This window comes from Achromobacter sp. Marseille-Q0513 (genome assembly GCF_018195695.1).
GTDB lineage: Bacteria > Pseudomonadota > Gammaproteobacteria > Burkholderiales > Burkholderiaceae_B > Achromobacter.
Map to the genome: position 1 here is coordinate 1 of NZ_JAGTJY010000012.1, position 19049 is coordinate 19049.

Below are 19049 nucleotides of genomic sequence, written 5' to 3' on the forward strand. Positions count from 1 at the left end.
CGCGAGCGAGGACGCGCGGGGCTGAACCACGCCCCTGGCCGGGCGCGGCGAACCAGACGACAATGTCCGCGTTCCCCATCCGCCTCGAACGCGATGCCCGCCGCCCGCTCCGAACCCGCCCCCGTCCGCGACCCCGTCTTCGCCGCCTGCGTGGTGGTGCTGCGCCGCAACCTGCCGTTCACCCTGGTGGGCATGCTGCTGACCATGGCCCTGATGATCGCGGCATTGCAGGACGTGGTGCCGCATGCGCAGCTGGCCTGGTGGGCGATCGGCAACCTGGCGCTGTCGGCGCTGCGCTGGCATGCCATGCGCCGCTTCCGGCCGGCCGAGGGCGAGCCCTGCATCAACGACAATCCCCGGGTGCGGCGCTGGCGCCGCATCACGCTGGCCGGCGTGCTGGCCAGCGGCCTGGCCTGGGGCCTGCCGACGGCGTACTGGCTGCAGCACGTGCCCCTGCCGCACCAGATGTTCCTGATCATCGCGCTGCTGACCATGGGCACCGGCGCCATCTATGCGTACTGCATCGATCTGCCCGTGCTCTACAGCTTCCTGCTGCCGTACTTCCTGCCCATGCTGTTGATGCTGACCATGCTGGACCAGACCCTGCTCACGGTGATGGGCGTCGCGGGCCTGCTGTACCTGGCCGTGTCGCTGACCTTCGCCCATCGCATGCATCGCACGCAGCTGGATTCGCTGAGCCTGCGCTTCGAGAACCTGGACCTGCTGCAGCGGCTGCAGAACGAGAAGATGGCGGCCGAACGCAGCGACCTGGCCAAGTCGCGCTTCCTGGCGGCCGCCAGCCACGACCTGCGCCAGCCCGTGCATGCGCTGAGCCTGTTCGTCGGCGTGCTGAAGGGCCATGCGCTGCCCGCACAGAGCCGCCAGCTGGTGGACAGCATCTCGCGCGCGGTGCAGGCGCTGGGCGGCCTGTTCGATGGCCTGCTGAACCTCTCGCGGCTGGACGCGGGCGTGGTGCGTCCGCAGGTGCAGCCGGTGGCGATCGCCGACGTGCTCGATCGCCTGCATCACGAGTTCGCGCCGCAGGCGCAGGCAAAGTCGCTGCGCCTGCGCATGCGGCCGCTCGCGGCCACGGTCTTGTCCGACCCGGCGCTGCTGGACCGCATCCTGCGCAACCTGATCCACAACGCCATCCATCACACCGAGCACGGCGGCGTGCTGGTCGGCTGCCGCCGCGACGGCGACGCGCTGCGCGTGGAGGTCTGGGACAGCGGCCCGGGCATACCCCTGCACGAGCAGGAACGCGTCTTCTGGGAATTCCATCAGCTGGGCAACCCCGAACGCGACCGCAGCAAGGGCCTGGGGCTGGGACTGGCCATCGTGCAACGCACGACCCGGCTGCTCGGCCATGCGCTCGGCCTGCGCTCCTGGCCCGGTCGCGGCACCATGTTCAGCCTGACGCTGCCGCTGGCCGATCCCCAGGCGCAGGCCCCGGCCCTGGCGGACGAACCGCAGCCCGCCGCCTTGCCGACGCACGCCGGCGAGCCACTGGTGCTGGTCATCGAAGACGACGTCCAAAGCCGTCTCGGCCTGCAATTGCTGCTGGAAGGGTGGGGCTACCGCGTGCTGGCGGCCGGCAGCGTCGACGAGCTGCTGCTGCAGACCGCGCAGGACATGGACCGCGTCTCGCTGATCATCAGCGACTACCGCCTGCGCGAACACCAGACCGGCATCGACGCCATCAAGCGCCTGCACGAGGAATACAACGACGAGGCCATTCCAGCGCTGCTGGTCAGCGGCGACACCGACCCGCAGCGCCTGGCCGAAGTGGCCGAACATGGCTGGCCCATGCAAAACAAGCCGGTCGATCCGGACCGGCTGCGCAGCACCATCGCGCGCCTGCTGGCCTGAAGCGCCGGATCCCGGGCGTCAGCCTCGGGATCCGGCCGCCGCCCGGACCAGGTTCCGCGCCAGGCCTCAGGCCAGGTCGTAGCGGTCCAGGTTCATCACCTTGACCCAGGCGGCGACGAAGTCGCGCACGAACTTCTGCTGCGCGTCCTCGCTGGCATAGACCTCGGCCAGCGCGCGCAGCTGCGAATGCGAGCCGAACAGCAGGTCGATGCGGCTGCCCGTCCACTTGGGCTGACCGGTCTTGCGGTCGCGTCCCTCGAAGGCCTCGCGCTCGGGCGACAGCGGCTTCCACTCCACGCCCATGTCGAGCAGGTTGCGGAAGAAGTCGTTGCTCAGCGCGCCCGGCCGGTCGGTGAAGACGCCGTGCCGGTCCTGGCCCGTCTGCACCTCCAGCACGCGCAGCCCGCCGACCAGCGCGGTCATCTCGGGCGCGGTCAGGGTCAGCAGCTGCGCGCGGTCGATCAGCAGCGCCTCGGCCGGCACCGCGAAGCGCGTCTTCAGATAGTTGCGGAAACCGTCGGCCACCGGCTCCAGCGGCGTGAAGGAATCCACGTCGGTCTGTTCCTGGGAAGCATCCATGCGGCCCGGCGCGAAGGGCACGGTAACGTCGACGCCGGCTTTCTTGGCCGCCTGCTCCACGCCCGCACAGCCCGCCAGCACGATCAGGTCGGCCAGCGAGATCTTCTTGCCGCCGGACTGCGCGCGGTTGAAGTCGGCCTGTATGCCTTCCAGCGCCTTCAGCACCTTGGCCAGCTGCGCCGGCTGGTTGACCGCCCAGTCCTTCTGCGGCGCCAGGCGGATGCGCGCGCCATTGGCGCCGCCGCGCTTGTCGGAGCCGCGGAAGGTGGACGCCGACGCCCAGGCGGTGGACACCAGCTCGGACACCGACAGGCCGCTGGCCTGCACCTTCTGCTTGAGCGCCGCCACGTCCTGGTCGTCGACCAGCGGGTGGTTGACCTTGGGGATGGGATCCTGCCAGATCAGTTCCTCGGCCGGCACTTCCGGGCCCAGATAGCGGGCGCGCGGCCCCATGTCGCGGTGGGTCAGCTTGAACCAGGCGCGGGCGAAGGCCTCGGCCAGTTCCTCGGGATGGTCCATGAAGCGGCGCGAGATCTTCTCGTAGGCAGGATCGAAGCGCAGCGACAGGTCCGTGGTCAGCATCGTCGGCAGCAGCTTCTTCGACGCGTCGAAGGCGTGCGGAATCGTTGCCTGGGCATTCTTGGCGACCCACTGGTGCGCGCCGGCCGGGCTCTTGCTCAGCTCCCATTCATAGCCGAACAGGTTCTGGAAAAAGCCGTTGCCCCATTTCGTCGGCGTGGTGGTCCAGGTGACTTCCAGGCCGCTGGTGATGGCATCCGCGCCCTTGCCGGTGCCATGGCTGCTCTGCCAGCCCAGGCCCTGCAGTTCCAGTCCCGCGTCCTCGGGATCGGCGCCCACGTTGGATGCCGGACCGGCGCCGTGCGTCTTGCCGAAGGTATGGCCGCCGGCGATCAGCGCCACGGTTTCCTCGTCGTTCATGGCCATGCGCGCGAAGGTCTCGCGGATGTCATGCGCGGCCGCGACCGGATCCGGATTGCCGTCCGGGCCTTCCGGGTTAACGTAGATCAGGCCCATCTGCACCGCGCCCAGCGGGTTCTCCAGATTGCGGCCCGACGGGTTCTTGCCTTCGCCCTTGCCGTAGCGCACATCGCCGCCCAGCCAGGTTTTCTCATTGCCCCAGTAGACGTCCTGGTCGGGTTCCCAGCTGTCTTCCCGGCCGCCCGCGAAACCGAAGGTCTTGAAACCCATGGTCTCCAGCGCGACGTTGCCGGTCAGGATGAGCAGGTCGGCCCAGGAGATCTTGCGACCGTACTTCTGCTTGATGGGCCACAGCAGGCGGCGGGCCTTGTCCAGGCTGACGTTGTCGGGCCAGCTGTTGAGCGGCGCGAAGCGCTGCTGGCCGCGTCCCGCGCCGCCGCGGCCGTCGCCAATGCGGTAGGTGCCGGCGCTGTGCCAGGCCATGCGGATGAAGAGCGGACCGTAGTGGCCGAAGTCGGCGGGCCACCAGTCCTGCGAGTCGGTCATCAGCTTGGCCAGGTCCTTCTTCACCGCAGCCAGGTCCAGGCTCTTGAAGGCTTGCGCGTAGTTGAAGTCCTTGTCCATCGGATCGGACTTGCTGGAATGCTGGCTCAGCAGATCCAGCCGCAGCTGGTTGGGCCACCAGTCACGATTCGTCGTACCGCCGCCGGCAGCATGGTTGAAAGGGCATTTCGCTTCGCTCGACATGGGCGCTCTCCTTCAGTGATGGACGGCCGGGCGGGCCGGTCCAAACGACTATACGCGAGAGCACCGTGCAGAAATATTTGATTGCTGCAATACGATCAATAGCTCATATCAATGAATATGTTCAGGATTCTTGATTTCATGAATGAGCCCGCCGGGCCCTTGCGCCCGGCTCCGGCAGCACGCTAGCGCTGCATGCCCCAGCGCCTGACCGTCAACCGCTCCAGCGTGTCGAAGCCCAGGCTTTCCACCAGCAGGCCGATGATGACCACCGCGGCCAGCCCGGCGAACACCTTGTCGGTGTACAGCTCGTTGCGGTTCTGGAAGATGTACCAGCCCAGCCCGCCCTTGCCGCTGGACGCGCCGAACACCAGTTCGGCGGCGATCAGCGTGCGCCAGGCGAAGGCCCAGCCGATCTTCAGGCCGGCCAGGATCGCGGGCAGCGCGGCCGGCACCAGGATCCACAGCACGTAGCGCAGCCCCGTCAGCCCGTAGTTCCGTCCCGCCATGCGCAGGGTCTCGGACACGCCCAGGAAGCCGGCGTAGGTGTTCAGCGCCAGCGCCCACAGCACGGAATGGATCAGCACGAACACCAGGCTGCCTTCGCCCAGGCCGAACCACAGCAGCGCCAGCGGCAGCAGGGCGATGGCGGGCAGCGGGTTGAACATCGAGGTCAGCGTGGACAGCAGGTCGCGGCCCAGCCGCGTGGACACGGCCAGCGTGGTCAGCGCGAAGGCCAGCGCCACGCCCGCCACATAACCCTGCACCAGCACCCGCAGCGACTGCCCGGCGCGCGCCGCCAGCTCGCCGCTGGCCAGGCCGGCGGCGAAGGCCTGCGCGGTCTGCCAGGCGCCCGGCAGCAGCAGGTCGTTGTCGGTCAGGCGCGCGGCCAGCTCCCACAGCAGGGCCAGCAGCGCCAGGATGAACAGCTTGCGCACGCCGGCGCGGGCCCACAGGCGCTCGCGCCAGGACAACGGCGCCTCGGCGGCCTGCGCGGGCAGCGGCGGCAGCGCGTATTCGATATCGGGACGCGCGGCCAGCGCATCGGCGTGGACGGAGGTGATGACGGACATGGCAGGTCTCGGTGATCGCAATCTGTGGGTATCGCGCGCGGCAGGGCCCGCGTATGGAACGGGCGCGGCAATCAAGCCGCGCAGCGAATGAATGGCGTCGGCCTCAGGCGGCCACGCGGCGCTCTGCCTCGCCCGCCCGCGCGGGCGCCTGATCGAACAGCAGATCGTGAATGCGCCGCGTGGCCGCCTGGAAAGCGGCCGAGCCCTGGCTGTGCAGGCTGTGCGCCTGCGCGTTCAGCTCGGCGCGCACGCGGCCCGGATGCGGCGACAGCAGCAGCACGCGGCTGCCCAGCACCAGCGCCTCTTCGATGGAGTGGGTGACGAACAGCAGCGTGAAGCGCACCTCTTCCCACAGGGCCATCAGCTCTTCCTGCATGCGCCGCCGCGTCAGCGCGTCCAGCGCGGCGAAGGGCTCGTCCATCAGCAGCACGCGCGGCTGCATGGCCAGCGCGCGCGCGATCGCCACGCGCTGCTTCATGCCGCCGGACAAGGTGTGGGGATAGGCGTCGGCGAAGCCCGCCAGCCCGACCTTGTCCAGGTAATGCATGGCGCGCTCATCGGCCTCGCGCCGGCCCAGCTTGCGCGAGGCGATCAGCGGAAACGCCACGTTCTGCCGCAGCGTCTTCCACGGCGGCAGCTGGTCGAATTCCTGGAACACCACGATGCGGTCCGGGCCCGGGCCTTGCACCGGCCGGTCGTCCAGCGCGATGCGGCCTTCGGTCGGCTTGATGAAGCCGGCGACGGCCTTGAGCAGCGTGGACTTGCCGCAACCCGACGGGCCCAGCAGGATGAAGCGCTCGGACGCGTGCACATCGAAGCTGACCTGATGCGTGGCGCGCACGCGCCTTTCCGGCGTCTTGTATTCGAGCGACACCTTATCCACACGCAGCAGCGGACCTCGGTTTTCAGCGTTATCCACAGGGCTGGCGGCAGGCAGGGACATGTCGGTTCTCCTTGGTTCTAAAGCCCCCCACGTCCAGACCTCATCGGGGCGGGGCTTGACCCTTAGCTGCCCTGGGCGGTGACGGCGTCGTCGAAGAAATACTCGCGCCAGCTGGCCGGCGCCGTCTTGATCGCGCCCACCTTGTGCATGAACTGCGCCAGCGTGTAGGTATTCTGCGGCGCCAGCTTGAACTGCACATCGGGGTTCTTGATGATCTTGATGAGGAAGTCGCGGTCCAGCTTGGCGCCGGTGACGCGCAGGTAAGTGTCGGCGGCCTTTTCCGGATTGGCGGTGGCGAACTCGGCGGCTTCCTGGAGCGCCAGCTGGAAGGCCTTGTAGGTCTTGGGATTGTCCTTGCGGAATTTCTCCGTGGCGAAGAGCACGGTGGACGAGCTGGGGCCGCCCAGCACGTCATACGAATTGAGCACGATGCGCGCCTTGGGGTTTTCGGCCAGCTCCTGTTCCTGGAACGGCGGATTGCCGAAGTGGCCGGTGATCTCGGTGCCGCCGGCGATGATGGCGGCGGCGGCGTCCGGATGCGGCAGCGCCACCGAGATCTTGTCCAGCTTGTCGTAGTGCGCGTCGCCCCACAGCTTGGCCGAGGCCAGCTGCAGCACGCGCGACTGCACCGACACGCCGACGGCGGGCAGGGCGATGCGGTCGCGCTCGGTGAAGTCGGCGATGCTCTTCACGTTGGGATTGTTGGTCACCAGGTAATAGGGGAAATTACCCAGCGAGGCCACGCCCTTGACGTTCTGCTTGCCGCGCGTGCGATCCCAGATGGTCAGGAGCGGCCCCACGCCCGCGCCGGCGATGTCCACCGCGCCGGACAGCAGCGCGTCGTTCACCGCCGAGCCGCCGGACAGCTTGGCCCATTCCACCGAGATATCCACACCCTCGGCCTTGCCATGCTTTTCGATCAGCTGCTGGTCGCGCGCCACGTTCAGCAGCAGGTAGACGATGCCGTACTGCTCGGCGATGCGGATGCGACCCTCGGCCTGGGCCGGCGAGGGCGAGGCCAGCGCCAGCACGGCGAGGACCAGGGCCAGGCCGGCGCTGGTGAGGACTTGCGCGAATCGGTCTTTTGCGGCGGCGGACAAACGCATGGTGTTCCTTGTGGATAAGTCGTGGTGCTGTGCGGGGCGTGAAATCTGGCGATACGCGGGCGCGCTCAGAACGGCGCGTCGCCCTCGATGGTGGTGCGGTACAGCTTGCGACGCAGATGGTCGGGCGTGCCGCCGGCCAGATGAATCAGCGAGCGGTTGTCCCAGAACACCAGGTCATGCTCGCGCCAGTGATGGCGATAGACATGCTCGGGACGCACGCTGTGCGCGTACAGCTCAGCCAGCAGCGCGTCGCTTTCATCTTGCGGCAGGCCTTCGATGCGGGTGGTGAAGCCTTCGCTCACGAACAGCGCGCGGCGGCCGTTCTCCGGATGCGTGCGCACCACCGGATGCGAGACTTCCTGCACTTGCGCCACCTGTTGCGCGCTCAGGTTCGGACGCCAGTTGCCTTCCTTTTGCAGCTGGCCGTACTTGGCCAGATAGGAGTGCACGGCGCGGCGACCTTCGACCGCGTTGCGCAGCGCCTCGGGCAGCGTGTCGTAAGCCAGGTGCATGTTGGCGAACAGCGTATCGCCGCCTTCAGACGGCAGCTCCTGCGCGTGCAGCAGCGAACCCAGGCTGGGCAGCGCCTTGTACGAGATATCCGAATGCCAGTACTTGCCGGCGTCACCCAGGCCCACCGGCTTGCCGTTCTCGACGATGTTGGAAACGGTCAGGATCTCGGGATGGCCGGGCAGGTGGAACTGATGCAGCACGTGGATCATCAGCGGGCCGAAGCGGCGGCTGAAATCGATGTGCTGGCGCGGCGTGATGCGCTGGTCGCGGAACACCAGCAGATGATGGTCCAGATGCGCCTGATGGATGCGGGCGAAATCCTCGCGCGTCAGTTCGCGCGACAGGTCCAGGCCGATGAGCTCGGCGCCCAGCGGACCCGGCAGCGGACGCAGCTCGAAGGCTTGCGGCTGGGCGGCTTGCGGTTCCGCGTGCGCATCCACATCGCGCAGCAGGGCATTGCTTTGGGGCATCGATCGCTCCTGGGCGTCCGGCGCATTGCCGGACCGGATTGGGGCGGCCCGGCGATGCGCCGGGACCAGGAACGATCGATTATGAAAAGCCGGCCTTGCAACGCAAACGAAGATATTGGCGTTTGAACAAAGCCTGGCGTCATAAGGCGCGGCGTCCGCTATGGGAACGCCGCGCCTTCATGTGGATAACTCATAAGCTAGTGAAAAATCGGCATGAAAGCAGCCGCCCGCTACTTTTCCACAGGCAGGTAGGCCTGCGCCAGCTTGACCCAGTACGTGGCGCCCACCGGCAGCAGCGCGTCGTTGAAATCGTAGTTCGGGTTGTGCAGCTGGCACGGCCCCATGCCGTGATAGCTTTCCATGCGATGGTCGCCGTCGCCGTTGCCCAGGAACAGATAGGCGCCCGGCACTTTTTCCAGGAAGAACGAGAAGTCCTCGGCGCCCATGAAGGGCGGCATGTCGCGCAGCACGTGCTCGGCGCCGAACGCGTTCTCGGCCACCTGCGCGGCGAAGGCGGTTTCCTGTTCCCAGTTCACCAGCGGCGGATAGGCGCGCACGAAATCCAACTCGCCGGTGCCGCCATAGACCTGCGGCAGCGTGGTGGCGATGCGGCGCATGTCGGCCTCGATCTTGTCCAGCGTTTCCACCGAGTACGTGCGCACCGTGCCGCGCAGCACGGCCTCGCCCGGGATCACGTTGTAGGCGTCGCCGGCGTGGATCTGCGTGATCGACAGCACGGCCTGTTCCAGCGGGTTCTTGCTGCGCGAGATCACGGTCTGCAAGGCATGCACCATGTCGGCCGCGACGATGATCGGATCCACCGAGGCATGCGGCTGCGCCGCGTGGCCGCCCACGCCCTTGATCACGATGTCCCAGCGATTGCTCGACGCCATCGTCGGACCGGCGCGAAAGCCGAACTGGTTCACCGGCATGCCCGGCATGTTGTGGATGCCGAACACGGCGTCACAGGGAAAGCGGTCGAACAGGCCATCCTGCATCATGGCGCGCGCGCCGGCGTTGCCACCTTCCTCGGCGGGCTGGAAAATGAACACCACGGTGCCGTCGAAGTCGCGGTGCGTGGACAGGTATTGCGCCGCGCCCAGCAGCATGGCGGTGTGCCCGTCATGGCCGCAGCCGTGCATGCGGCCGCTGATGGTGGAGCGGTGCGCGAAGCGGTTGTGCTCGGGCATGGGCAGCGCGTCCATATCGGCGCGCAGGCCCACCGTCTTCTTGCCGCTGCCGGCGCGCAGAATGCCGACCACGCCGGTTTTCCCCAGGCCCGTGTGGACTTCCAGGCCCCAGCCGCGCAGCTTCTCGGCCACCAGCGTGGACGTGCGCGTTTCCTGGAAGGCAAGTTCGGGATGGGCATGGATGTCGCGGCGCAGCGCGGTGAGTTCGGGATGCGCGCGTTCGATTTCGGCGATGGTCTTCATGGCGGGATCCAGCGGATTCAGGCGGAGGAAAAGGGAACAAGGCTGTGGATAAGCCGATGGCGGTGATTGTTCAGGTGTAGCACGGCGGGCAAGAGCGAGAGGGCGCTTTTCCGGGAAAACCCCGTGATCCCGGCCGTGATCCACGGCTGAAATCAGCCTCCACCGATCGATGGCCGTCATGCGACGGCCGCCCATCGGCCGGCGCACATCAAGCGCTGGCGCTTGCCGGCGCGGCCCCCTCATCGTTCAAGTGACAGGCGCTGACATGCCCCGGCGCGATCGCGCGCAGCAAGGGCCGCTCGGTCTTGCAACGCGGCATGGCCTGCGGGCAGCGCGGATGGAAGGCGCAGCCGGTCGGTGGATCCAGCGGTGACGGCAGCTCGCCCTTGATCGGCCGGTAGGCGCGCCGGCCCGGCGTCAGCGTCGGCAGCTCCTTCAGCAGCGCCTGCGTGTACGGATGATTGGCGCGCTGGAAGATCTCTTCGGTGGGCGCCAGCTCGACCACGCGGCCCAGGTACATGATGGCCACGCGGTCCGAGATGTGGCTGACCACGCTGAGGTTGTGGCTGATGAACAGGTACGTCAGATCCAGCTCGCCGCGCAGCCGCTCGAACAGGTTCAGCACCTGCGCCTGGATCGACACGTCCAGCGCCGCCACCGCCTCGTCGCAGACGATGACCGAGGGCTTGAGCGCCAGCGCCCGCGCGATGCCGATGCGCTGGCGCTGGCCGCCCGAGAACTGGTGCGGATAACGCTGCGCATAGCCTGGGTCCAGCCCGACCTGGCGCATCAGCCCTGCCACGTAATCGGCCTTGTCGCGCGCGGCCACCAGCTTGTGCGCCACCGGCGCCTCGCCGATGATCTCGCGCACCCGCATGCGCGGGTTCAACGAGGCGTAGGGATCCTGGAAGATCATCTGCACGCCCAGCTCGTAGGCGCGCCGTTCCGGGCCCGGCAGGCCCTGCACCGGCTTGCCGCGATAGCGCAGTTCGCCCGCGCTGGGCGGCAGGATGCCCGAGACGATGCGGCCCAGCGTGGACTTGCCGCAGCCGGACTCGCCCACGATGCCGATGACCTCGCCGGGCATCACGTCCAGGTCCACGCCGGCCACCGCGTGCACGACCTGCGTCTTCAGGCCGGCGCCCAGCAGGTTGGCGATGCGGCCGGCCAGGTCCACCGGCTGCACGAAACGCAGCTCGACGCCGCGCAGCGACAGGATGGGCGTCGAGGCGTCATGCGTCATCGCGCGCTCCGGCGTGCCAGCAGCGCACCCATTGGCCGGGACGGATTTCCTGCGGCTGGGGCTCGGCCAGACAGGCGTCGCTCGCGCGCGGGCAACGACCACGGAACGCGCAGCCTTGCGGCAGGTTGAGCAGCGAAGGGGTCATGCCCGGTATCGGTTCCAATGGCCGCCCGCGCGATTCCGGCGTGGGAATCGACGCGATCAGGCCGTGCGTGTAAGGGTGCATGGGATGGCTGATGACGGCCTCGGTCGTGCCGGTCTCCACCACGCGGCCCGCGTACATCACGGCCACGCGGTCGGCCAGCCCGGCCACCACGGCCAGGTCGTGGGTGATCCAGATCAGCGCCGTGCCGGTGTCCTGGCACAGCTTCTGCACTTCGAACAGGATCTGCCCCTGGATGGTCACGTCCAGCGCCGTGGTGGGCTCGTCGGCGATGATGAGCCGCGGCGAATTCAGCAGCGCGATGGCGATGGCCACGCGCTGGCGCATGCCGCCGGACAGCTGGTGCGGATAGGCGCGCAGCCGTTCTTCGGGCGCTGGGATGCCGACCATGGCCAGCGTTTCCAGTGCGCGCTTGCGCGCCTGGTCGCGCGATGCGCCGCCATGCGCCTGCACCGCCTCGATCATCTGCGTGTCCACGCGCAGCACCGGGTTCAGCGTCATCATCGGATCCTGGAAGATCATCGCGATGTCGCGCCCGCGCAGCTGGCGCCAGCGGGCTGGCGCCGCGCCGCGCAGCTCCTCGCCGTTGAAGCGGATGCTGCCGTCGACGATGCGGCCCGGCTCGTCCAGCAGGCCCATCAGCGAGAAGCCGGTGATGCTCTTGCCCGAGCCGGACTCGCCCACCAGGCCCAGGATCTCGCCGGCCGCCAGATGCAGGTCCACGCCGTCCACGGCACGGGCCACGCCGTTGCGCGTGAAGAAATGCGTCTTCAGGCCGCGCACGTCGAGCACGGGTCCGGACGCCGCCGGGGACTTGTCCACAAGGTTCGCCTGCATCGCCGTCCCCTAGTCCGCGTTGCGCGGGTTGAGCACATCGCGCAGGTGGTCGCCCACCAGGTTGATGGCGATGATGGCCAGCGCCAGCGCAATGCCGGGGAAGAAGGAAATCCAGTACTGCCCGGACAGCAGGTACTCGAAGCCGTTGTAGATCAGCATGCCCAGCGAGGGCTCGGAAACCGGCACGCCCACGCCCAGGAAGGACAGCGTGGCCTCCAGCGCGATGGCGTGTGCCAGGTCGATGGTGGCGATGACGATCAGGGGCGGCATGCAGTTGGGCAGCACATGGCGGAACAGCACGCGCCCCCAGCCCAGCGACATGCAGCGCGCGGCCTCGACGTATTCCTTGCCGCGCTCGACCAGCGCCGCGCCGCGCGCCGCCCGCGCGAAATAGGCCCACTGCACCACGATGAGCGCGATGATCACCTTGTCCACACCCTTGCCCAGGATCGCCAGCAACATCAGCGCCACCAGGATGGCCGGGAAGGACAGCTGGATGTCGACGATGCGCATCAGCAGCGCGTCGATGCGGCCGCCGAAGTAGGCCGCGATCAGCCCCACGGTCGCGCCGATGCCGAAGGCCGCCAGCACCGACACTGCCGCCACCAGCAGGCTGGTGCGCATGCCGTACAGGATGGCCGACAAGAGATCGCGCGCCAGCCCGTCGGTGCCCAGCCAGTAGCGCATGGCGCCGTCGCCGCTTGCGCTGCCGGGCCGCAGCTTGGAATCCATGATGTCCAGCGCGGCCAGGTCATAGGGATTCTGCGGCGCGATCCACGGCGCCAGCAGCGCCGCGCCCACGATCACGACCAGCATCACCAGGCCCAGCAGGGCCAGCTTGCTGGCGCAGAAATCCGACACGAAGCGACGCCAGGGCGTCTGTTCGGAGCGCGCGGCGGGCGCGCTGGCAATGGCGGGCGTGGTCATCGGCGGCCGTCCAGTCTGACGCGGGGATCCAGCACCGTGTAGATGATGTCCACCACAAGGTTGAGCATGACCAGGAAGAACACGATCAGGAGCAGATACGCCACCACCACCGGACGGTCCAGGTTGATGATGGAATCGATCAGCAGCTTGCCCATGCCCGGCCAGGAAAACACGGTCTCGGTGACCACCGCGAAGGCCATGACCTGGCCGAACTCCAGGCCGGCCACCGTCACCACGGGGATCAGGATGTTCTTGAGCAAGTGCACGCCCAGCACGCGGCGCTCGGACAGGCCCTTGGCGCGCGCGAACTTGATGTAGTCCATGGGCAGGGCCTCGCGCGTGGCGGCGCGCGTCACGCGGATGATCATGGCGCACTTGGCGAAGGCGATGGTGGCCGCGGGCAGCGCCAGGCTGGCCCAGCCGTCCAGCGTCAGCACGCTGAGCTGCAGCGAGCCGATGCTGACGGTCTGTCCGCGTCCGCCGGCCGGCACCCAGCCCAGCATCACGGCGAACACCATGATGAGCATCAGCCCGACCCAGAAGTTCGGCAGCGAGAAGCCCAGCACCGAGCCCGTCATGATGGCGCGCGAGCCGGGCGAACGCGGCTTCAGGCCCGCCAGGATGCCCAGCGGCACGCCGATCAGCACCGACAGCAGCATGGCCACCGAAGCCAGCTCCACCGTGGCCGGCATGCGCTCCAGGATCAGGCGCATGGCCGGCTCGCCGGTCAGGAAGCTGTTGCCGAAGTCGCCGCGCACCGCCTGGCCCATGAAGATCAGGTACTGCCGCCACAATGGCAGGTCCAGGCCCAGCGACGCGCGGATCGCCGCGCGCTGGGCCTCGGTGGCCTCCGGGCTGGCCAGCATCGACACCGGATCGCCCACCATGTAGATGCCGGCGAACACCAGCGCCGACATCACCAGCATGACCACGACAGTCTGCAACAGCCTTCTTACGATAGTCGCCAGCACGTGAAACCGCCCGCTATGCGCGTTACTTCTTCAGGGTGGCGAACTGCGCGAGGGTGACCTGATCGGGCCGGCCCTGGTAGCGGATGTCGCTCTTCATGGCCCACACCGACAGCTCGAAGTGCACCGGCAGCATCGCGTAGTCGTCCATGGCGATGTTGCTGGCGCGCGCGAGCAGGTCGGCGCGCTTGGCATCGTCCATGGTGGACGAGGCTTCCTTCACCAGCTCATCCATCTTGGGGTTGGAGTAGCGGCTGCGGTTGGTGGTGCCCAGGCCCGCTTCCGGATTGCGCGTCACCAGCAGCGCGGTCAGCGCGTTGGACATCTCGCCGCTGGTCACCGACCAGCCCGCCAGATAGGCCGAGAACGCATAGGAATCGCGGTTCTTGAAGAACACCGGCGGCGCCATCGCATCCACGCTGGTCTTCACGCCGATGCGCGTCCACATGGACGCGATCGCCTGCGCCACCTTGGAATCGTTCACGTAGCGGCCCGAGGGCGAGCCCAGCGTGATCGAGAAGCCATTGGGATAGCCGGCTTCCTTGAGCAGCGCCTTGGCCTTTTCCACATCGGCCTTGGGCGCCTTGGAATGCTCCTTGCTGGAACCGAACATGGGGTAGGGCAGCAGGTTGCCGGCGGGCAGCGCCACGCCGCCCATCACGCGCTCGACCAGCGCGTCGCGGTTCAGCGCCAGCGACAGCGCCTCGCGCACGCGCTTGTCCTTCATCGGGTTCTTGTCCGTGCCCTGCACGCCGGGCGAGGGCTCGGCATGCTGGTCCAGCGCCACGTACACCACGCGCACCGAGGGGGTTTCCTCGACGTAGAGCTTCTTGTCGCCCTTGAGCTTGGGCAGGTCGTCGGTTGGGGGATCCTCGATCATGTCCACGTCGCCGGCCAGCAGCGCGGCCACGCGCGCGGCGGGATTGCTGATCGGGCGGTAGATCACCTTGTCCCACTCGGGCTTCTTGCCCCAATAGCTGTCATTGCGCGCCAGCACGAACTCGGCGCCGCGCTTCCAGGACACGAACTTGTAGGGGCCGGTGCCCACCAGGCCGTCGCCGCTGTTCAGCTCGGTGGTGGTCTTGCCCTCGGCGGCCGGCCCGGAGGCGGCCTTCTTCGACATGATGGGCAGCTGCGCCAGGTTCACCAGCAGGTTCGGCGCCACGTCCTTGGTGGTGATGCGCAGCGTCATCGGGTCGACGGCCTCGGTCTTGGCGACCGAGCCCAGGTACAGCGTGAAGGGCGAGGGGCTGTTCGGCACCTTGGGCACGCGGTCATAGGTGAAGACCACGTCCTCGGCGGTGAAGGGCGTGCCGTCCGAGAACTTCACGCCGGAGCGCAGCTTGAAGGTCCAGACCTTGCCGTCCACGGTCCAGGACTCGGCCAGCGCCGGCACCGGCTTCAACTGCGCGTCGGTGGCGACCAGGGTATCGAAGATGGTCTGGGAGATCTGCGTGTTCGGCGTCAGCGCGTGGTATTGCGGATCCATCGAAGACGGCTCGGTCTTGAGCGCGATCACCAGATCGCGCGCCATGGCCGCGCTACAGGCGCCGAATGCCAACACCACCGCGGCGCTGCCGCAGGCCAATACACGCGAAAACCGAGATGCCATCGTGATCTCCCAGGATTGTTTCGGGTTTTGAACCTCTAGCCGGGCACATTAACCAGCAACCAAGCGCTCGCGCAACAGTTATATTCCCTTATTGTTATCGCCTCGCACTATTGATTGAGCCATGTCAGTCCACGCCCCCATCGCCGCCATCGCCACCGCACCAGGAAGGGGCGGCATCGGCGTCGTGCGCGTTTCCGGTGCGGACCTGTCCGGATTGGTGCGCGCATTGTTCCAGCGCGACCTCACGCCGCGCCACGCGCACTACCTGCCGTTCAAATCGACGGACGGCGAGCTGCTCGACGAAGGCATCGCGCTGTACTTCCGCGCCCCGCATTCCTATACCGGCGAGGACGTGCTGGAGCTGCAGGGCCACGGCGGCCCCGCCGTGCTGCGCCGCGTGCTCGACAGCTGCCTGGCCGCCGGCCGCGACCAGGGCCTGCGCCTGGCCGAGCCCGGCGAGTTCACCCGCCGCGCCTTCCTCAACGACCGCATGGACCTGGCCCAGGCCGAGGCCGTGGCCGACCTGATCGATGCGTCCTCGGTAGCTGCCGCGCGCGGCGCCATGGCCTCGTTGTCGGGCGAATTCTCGGCCCGCGTCAACGACCTGTCCGACCGCATCATCCACCTGCGCATGCTGGTCGAGGCCACGCTGGATTTCCCCGAAGAGGAAATCGACTTCCTTGAAAAGTATCAGGCCCGCCCGACGCTGGACGCGCTGACCGCCGACCTCGGCCACCTGATCGCCCAGGCCCGCCAGGGCGTTATCCTGCGCGAGGGCCTGCACGTGGTGCTGGCCGGCCAGCCCAACGTCGGCAAGTCCAGCCTGCTCAACGCGCTGGCCGGCGACGACATCGCCATCGTCACGCCCATCGCCGGCACCACGCGCGACAAGGTGGTGCAGGAAATCCATATCGACGGCGTGCCGCTGCACATCGTCGACACCGCCGGCCTGCGCGAAACCGAGGACACGGTGGAAAGCATCGGCATCGCCCGCAGCTGGCAGGAAATCGAACGCGCCGACCTCATCCTGCACCTGCAGGACGCCACCCAGCCCGGCGACGAACTCGACGCCCAGATCACCGCCCGCCTGCCGCCGCGCACGCCGATGCTGAAGGTGTTCAACAAGGTGGATCTGTTATCCACAGCCTTTTCCGCCGGGCCGGGCGAACTGGGCATCTCGGCCAAGCGCGGACTGGGGCTGGATGCGCTGCGCGCGGAACTGCTGAAGATCGCGGGGTGGAATCCGGGCGCTGAATCGCCGTGGCTGGCGCGTGAACGGCATCTGCATGCGTTGCAGGCGGCGGCCGAGCATCTGGCGCTGGCGGGCGAGCATGCGGAGCAGGATGACCGGGTGCTGGATCTGTTCGCCGAGGAACTGCGGCTGGCGCATGACAGCTTGTCGGGGATCACGGGGAAGTTCACCAGCGATGATTTGCTGGGGGAGATTTTTTCCAGTTTTTGTATTGGGAAGTAATCGCCCGCAGGCATGCGGCACGCAAGCTCCGTCAGGTATCAGTCCACGCGGCGCACGCCCTCGCCACCCACGAAAAGTACCTGGACAACATCGCACTTGAGTACATGGCCCATGACCACCTCGGATGTCGCAGATCAGACCGCCCTCATCGCCCTGATCGATCGGCTGCGCGGCCAGTCCCATGAAAGCGCGGTGGTGGAATTCAAGTCCAACTGGGACAAGGCGGAAGACATAGGCCAATATCTCTCCGCGCTTGCCAATACCGCCGTGCTGGAACGGCAAGACCGCGCGTGGCTGGTTTGGGGCATCGACGACCAGACGCACCAGGTCAAAGGAACACGCTTTGATCCTGCGTCGGCCAAAGGCGCGGGCAATCAACCGTTGGTCATGTGGCTGACCCAGCACATCCTGCCGCGGCCCGATTTTCGCTTTCATGAAGTGAAGCATCCCGATGGCCGATCGATCGTGCTGGAAATCCATCCTCCGCGTTCGGCGCCCCTGGCCTTTGAATCAGTGGCTGATCGACGGCATGATTCGCCTGCGCATGATCGATCAGGTGGGCAGTGGCATCCGCCGCATGTTCGAAACTCAGCGGCAACGGTTCTTTCCCTTGCCGGACTATGCTCTCGGCGCCAGCGAATTGGGTCTGCCCCGCGTGGAAGTCGTCATAAGCGGCAAGATCCTGGATGTGAAATACACCCAGTTGCTGATGAAACGGACCGATTTGGACCTGCGTCAGGTGCTGCTGCTCGACAAAGTCCAGAAGCGTCAGGCGCTCTCCACGGACGAGCTGCGTTTGCTTAGGGAAGCCAAGCTCGTCGAAGGCCGTGCGCCGAACATCTTCGTCTCTGCCCAAGTCGCCGCATGGACTGATGACAAGGCGCGCTATATCCGCAATCGCGGTCTGGATGACGGCTACTACCGGGAACTGATCGTCGATTATTTGAAGCGTTACGGACAAGCAAGCCGACAAGATATCGACGCCTTGCTGCTACCCAAGCTGCCGGACGTGCTGGATGCGACACAACAGGGCCACAAGATTCGCAATTTGATGCAGGCCATGCGGCGCGAAGGCATCATTTATAGGGAAGGAGGCAGGTCAACGGCAATCTGGCGCTTGGCGATGGGCCAGCCTCTTAGCTAAAGCGTTGAAATCTTAGCTTGGTCTAGCAAACGAAATACCTATAACCCATTGATTCTTATGTTTAATTAAGAAAAAAGGACGAAAAATCCACGTCCAATTTGATTTGTCCCTTATACGTCGCTTGCCTGGCGGCCTCGCAGAAGCATGACCCCAAGAATCGCCATCATCGGCGCCGGCACCGCCGGCCTGGCCTGTGCCATCGCGCTGGCGCGCGAAGGCGCCGAGGTCGACGTCTTCGAACGCCACCCCACGCTGGCCCCCGTGGGGGCCGGCATGCTGATCCAGCCGGGCGGATTGCTGGCCCTGCGCGAGCTGGGCGCCCTCGATGCCTTCGCCCAAGCCAGCGTGCCCATCCACCGCCTGGAGGGCCGCAGCCATCGTTCCTGGCTGCTGGTCGACATCCCCTATGCGCAAGACCTGCCGGCGCGCGCCGTGACGCGGCCCGCGATGACGCGGGTGTTGCAGCAGCGCGCGGGCGAGCTGGGCGTGCGCCTGCATCTGGACGCGCCGATCGCCGCGCTGGAGCCCTCCCGCGATCGCGTGCTGCTGCGCTGGGGCGAACATGAGCAGGTCTATGAAGGCGCGGTGATCGCCAGCGGCTCGGGCTCCGACCTGGCGCAGCAATGCGGCCTGTCCGCGCCGACCTCGCCTTATGCCTGGGGCGCCCTGAACGGCATGATCAGCGTGGCGGACTGGCAATGGCCGACCATCCTGCATCAACGCATGCACGGCCCGCGCAAGCTGTTCGGCCTGATGCCGTGCAGCTACACCGGCGCGCAACTGGACATCGCGATGTTCTGGAGCCTGCCTGTCGCGCGCCATGCGCAATGGCAGGAATCGGACCTGGAAACGTGGAAAGCCGAGCTGGTCCGCTTTTGGCCGCAAAGCCGTCCCGTGGTGGACCAGATCCGCGATCACTCGCAGTTCAGCTTCGCCACCTATCGTCATGCCTGGCCCAAGCGGCTGGCGCAGGGCCGCATCTGCCTGGTGGGCGATGCGGCCCATGCCATGA

General features: G+C 67.2%; 15 protein-coding genes. 4 read left to right on the top strand and 11 right to left on the bottom strand.

Features of this window, described 5'->3' with window-relative positions:
- The first annotated feature begins 93 nt into the window (after nucleotides 1-93).
- Complete coding sequence (locus KDH83_RS04650) at nucleotides 94-1869, top strand: hybrid sensor histidine kinase/response regulator (protein WP_212313115.1); 1776 nt, start codon at nucleotides 94-96, stop codon at nucleotides 1867-1869.
- 66 nt (nucleotides 1870-1935) lie between these two features.
- Here the strand turns inward: KDH83_RS04650 and katG are convergent, their stop codons facing one another.
- The 11 genes from katG to KDH83_RS04705 all read right to left on the bottom strand — a co-directional run bounded on the left by katG (nucleotide 1936) and on the right by KDH83_RS04705 (nucleotide 15419).
- Nucleotides 1936-4134, bottom strand: coding sequence for a catalase/peroxidase HPI (gene katG / locus KDH83_RS04655; RefSeq protein WP_212313117.1), 2199 nt, complete (start codon nucleotides 4132-4134; stop codon nucleotides 1936-1938).
- Nucleotides 4135-4316: 182 nt separating this feature from the next.
- Nucleotides 4317-5204 (bottom strand): ABC transporter permease, encoded by an 888-nt coding sequence (locus KDH83_RS04660; protein ID WP_212313119.1) that lies wholly within the window; start codon nucleotides 5202-5204, stop codon nucleotides 4317-4319.
- A gap of 103 nt (nucleotides 5205-5307) precedes the next feature.
- Complete coding sequence (locus KDH83_RS04665) at nucleotides 5308-6147, bottom strand: ABC transporter ATP-binding protein (protein WP_212313121.1); 840 nt, start codon at nucleotides 6145-6147, stop codon at nucleotides 5308-5310.
- 62 nt (nucleotides 6148-6209) lie between these two features.
- Nucleotides 6210-7253: an ABC transporter substrate-binding protein gene (locus KDH83_RS04670; protein WP_212313123.1), complete on the bottom strand. Its 1044-nt coding sequence runs from the start codon at nucleotides 7251-7253 to the stop codon at nucleotides 6210-6212.
- A gap of 65 nt (nucleotides 7254-7318) precedes the next feature.
- Entirely contained in the window at nucleotides 7319-8236 is a 918-nt protein-coding gene (locus KDH83_RS04675; protein ID WP_212313125.1) for a TauD/TfdA family dioxygenase, read from the bottom strand.
- A gap of 230 nt (nucleotides 8237-8466) precedes the next feature.
- Complete coding sequence (locus KDH83_RS04680; RefSeq protein ID WP_212313127.1) at nucleotides 8467-9669, bottom strand: M20 aminoacylase family protein; 1203 nt, start codon at nucleotides 9667-9669, stop codon at nucleotides 8467-8469.
- A 208-nt stretch (nucleotides 9670-9877) separates the two neighbouring features.
- On the bottom strand, nucleotides 9878-10912 hold the full coding sequence (locus KDH83_RS04685; RefSeq protein WP_212313129.1) for an oligopeptide/dipeptide ABC transporter ATP-binding protein: 1035 nt from the start codon (nucleotides 10910-10912) through the stop codon (nucleotides 9878-9880).
- A complete protein-coding gene (locus KDH83_RS04690) occupies nucleotides 10902-11912 on the bottom strand; it encodes an ABC transporter ATP-binding protein (protein ID WP_212313131.1) in 1011 nt (336 codons plus the stop codon). Before KDH83_RS04690 ends, KDH83_RS04685 begins: the two co-directional genes overlap by 11 nt.
- A 9-nt stretch (nucleotides 11913-11921) precedes the next feature.
- A complete protein-coding gene (locus KDH83_RS04695; RefSeq protein ID WP_212313132.1) occupies nucleotides 11922-12839 on the bottom strand; it encodes an ABC transporter permease in 918 nt (305 codons plus the stop codon).
- The gene (locus KDH83_RS04700; protein WP_212313133.1) at nucleotides 12836-13810 is read right to left on the bottom strand and encodes an ABC transporter permease; all 975 of its coding nucleotides are present in this window, start codon (nucleotides 13808-13810) and stop codon (nucleotides 12836-12838) included. Before KDH83_RS04700 ends, KDH83_RS04695 begins: the two co-directional genes overlap by 4 nt.
- A 22-nt stretch (nucleotides 13811-13832) precedes the next feature.
- Nucleotides 13833-15419 (bottom strand): ABC transporter substrate-binding protein, encoded by a 1587-nt coding sequence (locus tag KDH83_RS04705; protein ID WP_212313134.1) that lies wholly within the window; start codon nucleotides 15417-15419, stop codon nucleotides 13833-13835.
- Between the two features lie 121 nt (nucleotides 15420-15540).
- Here KDH83_RS04705 and mnmE point away from each other — a divergent pair, with 121 nt between their 5' ends.
- From mnmE to KDH83_RS04725, 3 genes are all read left to right on the top strand, one after another.
- A complete protein-coding gene (gene mnmE / locus KDH83_RS04710) occupies nucleotides 15541-16893 on the top strand; it encodes a tRNA uridine-5-carboxymethylaminomethyl(34) synthesis GTPase MnmE (protein ID WP_212313135.1) in 1353 nt (450 codons plus the stop codon).
- A gap of 505 nt (nucleotides 16894-17398) precedes the next feature.
- Nucleotides 17399-18037, top strand: a complete 639-nt coding sequence (locus KDH83_RS32455; protein ID WP_249204853.1) for a hypothetical protein — start codon at nucleotides 17399-17401, stop codon at nucleotides 18035-18037.
- Between the two features lie 144 nt (nucleotides 18038-18181).
- Nucleotides 18182-19049, top strand: an 868-nt coding sequence (locus KDH83_RS04725) for an NAD(P)/FAD-dependent oxidoreductase (RefSeq protein ID WP_212313139.1), incomplete at its 3' end; no start/stop codon positions are given.

Coding starts and splice junctions, on each gene's coding strand:
- KDH83_RS04650 (WP_212313115.1), top strand. CDS start 94: ATGCCCGCCGCCCGCTCCGAACCCGCCCCCGTCCGCGACCCCGTCTTC.
- katG (WP_212313117.1), bottom strand. CDS start 4,134: ATGTCGAGCGAAGCGAAATGCCCTTTCAACCATGCTGCCGGCGGCGGT.
- KDH83_RS04660 (WP_212313119.1), bottom strand. CDS start 5,204: ATGTCCGTCATCACCTCCGTCCACGCCGATGCGCTGGCCGCGCGTCCC.
- KDH83_RS04665 (WP_212313121.1), bottom strand. CDS start 6,147: ATGTCCCTGCCTGCCGCCAGCCCTGTGGATAACGCTGAAAACCGAGGT.
- KDH83_RS04670 (WP_212313123.1), bottom strand. CDS start 7,253: ATGCGTTTGTCCGCCGCCGCAAAAGACCGATTCGCGCAAGTCCTCACC.
- KDH83_RS04675 (WP_212313125.1), bottom strand. CDS start 8,236: ATGCCCCAAAGCAATGCCCTGCTGCGCGATGTGGATGCGCACGCGGAA.
- KDH83_RS04680 (WP_212313127.1), bottom strand. CDS start 9,669: ATGAAGACCATCGCCGAAATCGAACGCGCGCATCCCGAACTCACCGCG.
- KDH83_RS04685 (WP_212313129.1), bottom strand. CDS start 10,912: ATGACGCATGACGCCTCGACGCCCATCCTGTCGCTGCGCGGCGTCGAG.
- KDH83_RS04690 (WP_212313131.1), bottom strand. CDS start 11,912: ATGCAGGCGAACCTTGTGGACAAGTCCCCGGCGGCGTCCGGACCCGTG.
- KDH83_RS04695 (WP_212313132.1), bottom strand. CDS start 12,839: ATGACCACGCCCGCCATTGCCAGCGCGCCCGCCGCGCGCTCCGAACAG.
- KDH83_RS04705 (WP_212313134.1), bottom strand. CDS start 15,419: ATGGCATCTCGGTTTTCGCGTGTATTGGCCTGCGGCAGCGCCGCGGTG.
- mnmE (WP_212313135.1), top strand. CDS start 15,541: ATGTCAGTCCACGCCCCCATCGCCGCCATCGCCACCGCACCAGGAAGG.